Here is a 5,838-nt window from a genome sequence, read left to right on the forward strand (position 1 = left end):
CCGATTATTTGGAAATCATGCTCAATCCCAATCTTCCCGAACCCAATTTACTCAAAACCCTACTAGAACCGTTATTAGAGGATTTTCAATATTGGTTTGCCCGATCGCGCAAGTTATTGGAAAATGAGGAAATCTCCTTTTTGGGGAAAGAGGGCCAATCCGAGTTACTCGCCCGAGTGCAATACGCACAGAAAGAAGTCACCACAGCTCAAATGCTACTCAGGGCCACAGAGGGTCAGGTGGGTGTAGAAATGGAAGTGCTGATGCCGTGGCACAAATTGCTAACCGAATGCTGGCAAGTCTCGATGCGGTTTCGCATGGAAAATTCCCTCTAGGCTATCCTCGATGGAAGTTCCCTCGACTCCTGTTTCAACCTTAAATTAAATCCCTAGATCGGCTTTAAGAGCAAAAACTGACGATCAACTTCAGAAACACTCTTTTATAGCCCCCTGAGTTACCGATTAATCACCTGACTGCGCCGGAGGATATCAATATGCTGCACTTAGTTTACATTTTTGCCTTTACCATTTTGGCGTTTCTCGCCGTCGGAAACTTGATTCGCAGTTTGGTCATGCTTAGTAGTGAATCCAGAACCTATCCACCGGGACGGGGGAACTCTGGGTCCCCGAATTCAGCAATGGGACGGTATCAACGTCCGGTCCCCCATCCGGAACTGCTTGATGCGTCCGGAAATGTGGTCAATGAACCGTTGATGGTCATGAAATCCATGACAATGGATGATGCCCGAGAACGCCTAGATGCTTTATATGATGCTTCACCGGGAGGTTCCGGGGAGAGTAAGGAAGAAAAATAAATCAAAAATGAGAGATTTTAGATTTTAGATTTTAGAGGTCTAAAGACTCATAAAATGCAAGGGTGCCGGTGAACTCAGGGTGTTGACCGGCTTTTGGATTGGGTAAGCGCAGAACAACAGGTTTTGCTCCCTAAAAGCTGGTCAAAACTTCTCGAACCCAGGCGCGAAAGGCTTTCATTGTTTTATTTCTGCCTGCGGTTTTCGCTTGGTTTAAATACTGGGGAATGACTTCAGTTAGGGGAAATTTGGGGAAAATTTGACTGCGATCGCCTTGTTGATAAGTGCCATCTTTTTGGAGTAGGCTAATTGTGAGGGTTCCTTTATCAAACTGCCATAATTCCGGTACGCCTAACCCTTGATAAATCCTCGGATGGGTGCGCGAGGTCACATCAATTTCTAAGGCTAAATCTGGAGGAGGATCTACGGTCAAATCTAATCGGTTCTTACCCCGCACTGCAGCCTCATTTTGGATGTAAAAGCAGTTATCCGGTTCAATACCTTGTGTCATGATTTGATTTTTAAACGTAGTCGAACCCAGAGACCAAAATTCAATGTCGAGTTCTTCTAGGAGAATTTCTACTAAGTTGCTAATTAAAACTTTCCCGGTTTCCTGTTCGGGTAGGGGTTTCCTAATTTCTAAGGTTCCGTTATCGTAAGCAATTCTTGCTCCTCGATGTTCGCCCAAGTCTTCTAAAATGGCTTCAAATTCTTTCCAGCTTACATCTTTGAATAGGACTCGCTGTCCGGGTGGTACGGTGATTCTATTGATTTCTAGTAGCATTTCTTGCCTCCTTTGATTATTTTTTAGGGTAATTTAGCATTTGTATTAAGTATCATGTTTTAATAAAATCTAACAATTTTGTAGGGACGAGAACTAATTCACCAGATATCAATTTGTCTATCTCGACCCAGATGGCTATTACTTCGCGTTTTCCTTCAAAGAAGGGGATAGAGTCTAGTTCATAAAATTTGCGATCGCTAAAATCACAGCGATAAAGTTGAATGATTTCATGGCCCGGTTTGCCGTTATAAATAAAAATATTTTCTAGGCAACCTAGGTAATGAATATTGGTCAATTCTCCTTTGACTTCTTCTTGGAATTCCCGTTTTAAAGCATCAAGGCTGGTTTCGCCAAAGTCAATACCGCCTCCTAAAGGACGATAAAATGATTGGTGTTTGACCGAATCATAGCCTTCAGAGACAAACAGGCGATTTTTGTCTTGAATTAGCCCTAATGTAATGACGCGAATTTTTGGTTTTTTGCTCATTTTTTAATCAATAAAAATAGATTTTCCCAGTCCAATTAACTGGGAAAATTGACAATAAATAGACTAATTATCGTCAGCGAATCGGGAACGGCTGTCACTATCAGCCACGGGCCAATCGGAATTTTCACCGCCGAGAATGAGACGTTCGATGACTACAAATTCTTGATTGAGGCGATCGAGGGAATTAATGAGAATATCTATGGCGATCGCATCACTGGTCCCGAGGTCAAACCAGCACCGCCCCCAGGTCTCATTATATTCAAAGTCTCCCATATTGTGCATCAGCGCCATCAAACTTTTTTCAGCCGTCACCGAATCATACTGCATATAGCTAATCTCTAATCCGGTGTCTTGAACTTGGAGATTTTCTGCATTAAATCCCCCCAGTTTGCCGAGAAAAAACCAAGAATCGAAGACTTCTTCAACATACTGCTTTTCACTCTTGCCCGGACTGGTGCTAAACTCCAACCAGATCCAGACATCAAAGGGGTTAAACTCCCGAAACTCTACTTGCATATTTCTGTGTCTCTACATCAAGGGGAGATTAAAGGTCAAAAAAACCGACGCCTATAGATTAACATATCTAGGCGTCGGTTCATTGTTGTTCAATCAGTCGGACAAGAAACTGGGTTTCTTGCCCAGATTTGTGACTGATTCATAGAGTTTTTATCAAGAAACCGGGTGTTTAACCTTTGCTATAGCGAGGCCCTCGGCTTCGGCGAAAATAGCGGTTTCCGGGGAGAGGTTATCGGGAGGCGGCGGCTAATTCTTGCATTTTGCGAACATTGCGATCGCGTTCTCGTTGCAGTTGCCGTCTTAAGGTTTCGGGGAATTTTTCCTCGGATTGAACCAGGGCTGTCTGAAAATTAGATTCCGCTTGTTGCAGCAATTCCATATTATTCAGATCGTTTCCTTTTTTAACTAGAATTTGTCCTTTAAGATAAAACAGTTCTGGATTATCCGGGGTAATTTCTAATGCCCGATTCACCGCAGATAACGCTTGATCCACATTATTTAAATCGCGATAGCCTAGGGCAATTCCCCGATAGGCTAAATAAGAAGGGGCTGCATAATTTTCCAAGCGGGCGATCGCATCATCGGCATTGGCAAAGGGCAGATTCACCGCTAACATTAAATCCATGAATCCTTTAATCAGATTCAACTCGGGATCATTAGCCGCAATTTTTTCTGCAGCATCAAAATGCTTGAACACTTCTCGCAGTTTACCCATTGCTTTGGGAACCCCGCGCAAGGTGCCTTCGGTACTAATAATATAACCGCCCTCTAAAAAATGACCCACGGCTATATAAAGATTGCCGCGTAAAGGATTTTCCGTTAACAAAGATTCGGCAGTAGTCCGAGTGCGCGTTGCATAATCATTTAAGCGATCCCAGTCTTCATCTAAATAGGCCAAAGCCCCCTGCATCGCATAGACTAAAGGTTCATTGGGTTCTAGTTCTTCAGCTTGTTGAAGTTTGCGGAGTGCTTCTTGATAATTTCCCCGTTCAAAGAGGGTTTTAAATGCGGCTTCAGTGCGATCGCCGATTTCATGGCGATTTTCGGTGCGGAAGGGGTCTAAAGCCAGAGTCGGACTGATACTGTAAGTTAAGGCGATCGCCGCAGTCCCGGCGATCGCGGCCATCAACCGACCCGCCATAGAAAACCGATAGTTCATACTCTGCCTCGTCTGTTTTGCCTTGATGATGCCAAAAAATCCTGAATCCCCCTTGAGTCGCGATCGCGACTCAGGCCGGTTATTTCCATTTTAGAATCCTAATCCCGTTACAGGAGAAGTCCGGGCTAAAAAGTGATGTGTTTTAATCTAAACAGGTAGTGACGCCCGGATTAAGGGCAAGTTCCAAACCATCCCGCAGTAGTGTAATCGGATTAAGTTTGTCAAAATAAAATAGACACTCAGCAGTACAACGCTGTTGAGTCTGTACAATCTCGTTTAATCCCCTATTATTGACACGGGTTTCAATGCTTTATCTGAAAAACCTGACCTACCATCCCACCGCGACTCCTACGCCGATTCTCAAGTCCATTGACTTAGAATTTGCCCCACAACAGTTAGGCTTGATTATTGGGCCAAGCGGTTCTGGTAAATCCACCTTGTTAGAAATTTTGGGAGGGTTGGCAGAAAAAACCCAAGGTGACATTTTCTGGCGGGATCAACTGTTGACCCCAGCCCATTTGCAACAATTAGGGGGCTTGGTGTTTCAGTTCCCCGAACGGCATTTTTGTTGTGGAACCCTGTTGGAAGAGTTGCGCTTGGGGCATCCGGAACTGGGGTCTGAACGGGTCCATGAGGCGTTGCAAGAAGTGGGTTTGGATGGGTTATCGTTGCAGACAGCGCCCCAATCTCTCAGTGGGGGACAGCAGCGCCGACTCGCATTGGCAGTACAATTAATTCGGCAGCCTCATTTGCTGTTACTGGATGAACCGACGGCGGGTTTAGATTGGTCGATGCGGCGCAATTTAGTCACCCTGTTGGCGAAGTTGAAGAAGCACTGGAGTTTGTTGGTGGTCACCCATGATGCCGGGGACCTGTTGCCGATCGCCGATTGCTGTTGGACCCTCAATCACGGGGAACTCCAAAGTGTCGAACCGAATAAACTCGCCATTAGCACTCAACTCTCGGTGGTCACTTCTTGAGCGATCGCCGGATTCTCGCTTTTTATCCCCCGTCTCAATCCGATTGCTAAACCCCGACTTCTGATAACAACCCAATGGGTTCCCAGTCTAACAGTTTGTAGTAACGACTAAAGTCGTTAAAATCTGGATTTTCCCCCCACCCAAACCTCAAAAAGACCCAAAAGAGCTTCTATTTGAACGACTAACTATGAATGAACCTGACAAACTCGTCCTGCCATCCAATGTCAAACTATGGGAAAAAACCATGAATTGGCAGCCCGATGAGGGTCATCTGCTGGAATTTCAAAGCCTATATGAAGGCATTCTCGAAGGGAATCAATCCCTCAATTTAACTCGCATTACTGCACCGGATGAGTTTTGGGAAAAGCATCTGTGGGATTCTCTGCGCGCAATTACGCCGTTATTATCTCAACCGTTGGGTTCTACCTCCGAGGAAGTCTTTTCCCCTAAGACGGGGATGGTTCCTTCGGAAGGGGAGAATGGGTCAGTTCGGGCGATCGATATTGGAACTGGGGCGGGTTTTCCGGGGTTGCCGGTGGCGATCGCTTGTCCTGAGTGGCAGGTGACTCTATTGGACTCCACTCGTAAAAAAATTACGTTTCTCCAGGGTTTGATTAATCAGTTGGGGATGGAAAATGCCAAGGCGATTGTGGGCCGAGTGGAAGAGATGGGTCGTTCGGTTCAACATCGGGAACGGTATGATTTCGCCTTTGCGCGGGCGATCGGGCCGACGATGGTTTGTGCAGAATATGCCCTTCCCTTGCTGAAAGTTGGCGGGTGGGCAATTCTGTATCGCGGTCATTGGACTGATGAAGAGGCGCAAGTGGTCTCGGTTGGAGTTGAGCCACTGGGTGGGATGGTGGATTTTGTGGAGAAATTTACGACCCCGCTAACCGATAGTGTTCGCACTTGTGTTTATTTGCGAAAGGTTGCGCCGACTCGTCCTGAATTTCCCCGTGCAGTAGGGATACCGGCTCAAAATCCTCTAGTGTAATCGGGGGTCGGATTGTCTGAAATTGTGTGAAATTGGAAATGTGAGAGTTAGCTGAACCGACTGGCATATCCAGAAGATGCCCAGTGTTACTGAGGATTTAGAAGCGA

The 5,838-nt window shown here is 45.7% G+C and carries 8 protein-coding genes; 4 read left to right on the forward strand and 4 right to left on the reverse strand.

Translation table 11 applies throughout. The annotated features are described in order from the left end of the window. Positions 1–17 precede the first annotated feature (17 nt). Together J0895_RS00295 and J0895_RS00300 are read left to right on the forward strand one after the other, a co-directional pair. Positions 18–335 (forward strand): DUF2605 domain-containing protein, encoded by a 318-nt coding sequence (locus J0895_RS00295; RefSeq protein WP_207086161.1) that lies wholly within the window; start codon positions 18–20, stop codon positions 333–335. A gap of 158 nt (positions 336–493) precedes the next feature. Next, positions 494–814 carry a DUF2973 domain-containing protein gene (locus J0895_RS00300; RefSeq protein ID WP_207086154.1) on the forward strand — a complete coding sequence of 107 codons (321 nt, stop codon included), beginning with the start codon at positions 494–496 and terminating at the stop codon, positions 812–814. Between the two features lie 130 nt (positions 815–944). On the opposite strand, the gene J0895_RS00305 is transcribed toward J0895_RS00300, so the two are convergent. From J0895_RS00305 to J0895_RS00320, 4 genes are all read right to left on the reverse strand, one after another. After that, positions 945–1,595 carry a Uma2 family endonuclease gene (locus J0895_RS00305; RefSeq protein WP_207086155.1) on the reverse strand — a complete coding sequence of 217 codons (651 nt, stop codon included), beginning with the start codon at positions 1,593–1,595 and terminating at the stop codon, positions 945–947. Between the two features lie 52 nt (positions 1,596–1,647). Continuing rightward, positions 1,648–2,082, reverse strand: coding sequence for an NUDIX hydrolase (locus J0895_RS00310; protein WP_207086156.1), 435 nt, complete (start codon positions 2,080–2,082; stop codon positions 1,648–1,650). Positions 2,083–2,145: 63 nt separating this feature from the next. Further along, positions 2,146–2,598: a DUF3531 family protein gene (locus J0895_RS00315; RefSeq protein WP_207086157.1), complete on the reverse strand. Its 453-nt coding sequence runs from the start codon at positions 2,596–2,598 to the stop codon at positions 2,146–2,148. 229 nt (positions 2,599–2,827) lie between these two features. Beyond that, complete coding sequence (locus J0895_RS00320; protein WP_207086158.1) at positions 2,828–3,757, reverse strand: Sll0314/Alr1548 family TPR repeat-containing protein; 930 nt, start codon at positions 3,755–3,757, stop codon at positions 2,828–2,830. A 305-nt stretch (positions 3,758–4,062) separates the two neighbouring features. Between J0895_RS00320 and J0895_RS00325 the strand changes: the two genes are divergently transcribed. Together J0895_RS00325 and rsmG are read left to right on the forward strand one after the other, a co-directional pair. Beyond that, a complete protein-coding gene (locus tag J0895_RS00325; protein WP_207086159.1) occupies positions 4,063–4,737 on the forward strand; it encodes an ABC transporter ATP-binding protein in 675 nt (224 codons plus the stop codon). Positions 4,738–4,924: 187 nt separating this feature from the next. Then, complete coding sequence (rsmG, locus tag J0895_RS00330; RefSeq protein WP_207086160.1) at positions 4,925–5,731, forward strand: 16S rRNA (guanine(527)-N(7))-methyltransferase RsmG; 807 nt, start codon at positions 4,925–4,927, stop codon at positions 5,729–5,731. Positions 5,732–5,838 lie beyond the last annotated feature (107 nt).

The sequence above is a fragment of the Phormidium pseudopriestleyi FRX01 genome, from assembly GCF_017313335.1.
In the GTDB taxonomy this organism is placed as follows: Bacteria; Cyanobacteriota; Cyanobacteriia; order Cyanobacteriales; family Laspinemataceae; genus Laspinema; species Laspinema pseudopriestleyi.